This window comes from Vibrio sp. Vb1554, from assembly GCF_033344235.1.
Map to the genome: position 1 here is coordinate 1 of NZ_JAWPOJ010000454.1, position 1,047 is coordinate 1,047.

General features: G+C 49.6%; 2 protein-coding genes. Both read left to right on the top strand.

Annotated elements, in window-relative coordinates; all coding sequences use genetic code 11:
- A partial coding sequence (locus R8N28_RS27000) for a carboxyl transferase domain-containing protein (RefSeq protein ID WP_318183891.1) occupies positions 1–344 on the top strand: 344 nt, incomplete at its 5' end.
- A 37-nt stretch (positions 345–381) separates the two neighbouring features.
- Positions 382–1,047 (top strand): enoyl-CoA hydratase-related protein (locus R8N28_RS27005; protein ID WP_318183892.1); only part of this gene is annotated, 666 nt, incomplete at its 3' end.

The following is a 1,047-nucleotide window of genomic DNA, read 5'->3' on the forward strand; positions in this document are numbered from 1 at the left end:
ACGGCATGTGCGGACGAGCGTATGACCCAACCATGATGTGGATGTGGCCAAACGCACGCATCTCCGTAATGGGCGGAGAGCAAGCCGCTGGCGTGTTGACTCAGGTGCGCAAAGAGATAAACCAACGTCGCGGCGAAGAATGGTCCGAGCAAGAAGAACACACTTTCAAAGAATCGATCATAGACTTGTATGAGACCCAAGGGCATCCGTACTTTGCCAGTGCAAGATTATGGGACGACGGCATCATTGACCCCAAAGAGACGCGAAACGTGCTTGCACAAGCGTTAATGGCCGCGCTCAACGCGCCAATACCTGATAGCGAATTTGGCATCTTTAGAATGTAACCGTGCAATTGAAATAAACGTTCACAAGGAAATCATTATGCAGGAAAGACAACCAAGCATTGTTCCAAACGCTCAACGACACAATGATGTGCTTTGGCAGGTTGACGAATTCGGTGTTGCAACGCTGACGCTGAATCGGACAAAGAAACACAATGCCTTTGATGCCTGCATGATTGATTTGATCATCCATCGCTTAGATTATCTTGCACTAAGAACCGATGTGCGTTGCTTAGTGCTGCGCAGTAATGGCAAACACTTTTCCTCTGGTGCGGACTTAGCTTGGATGCAATCGATGGCAAATAGTACCCGAAAAGAAAACCTAGTCGATGCACAAAGCCTCGCTCGCTTAATGGAAACGTTGGATACCTTCCCTCAACCCACCATCGCTGTCGTACAAGGCTCAGCCTTTGGTGGCGCATTGGGGCTAATTTGCTGCAGCGATATCGCTATCGCCAGCCACTCCGCTGAGTTTTGCTTGAGTGAAGTCAAACTGGGATTGGTGCCCGCCACCATTGCACCATACGTGATGCGTGCGATGGGCAATCGACAAGCACGTCGTTACATCCTCAGTGGTGAAGTCATCCCTGCGGTTAAAGCGCAACAGTTTGGCATCGTGCATGAAGTGAAAGAAGATGACGAGCTTGAATCATGCGTAAGCGAAGTCGTCGCTTCTTTGCTTCTTAATAGCCCAGATGCGATGAGA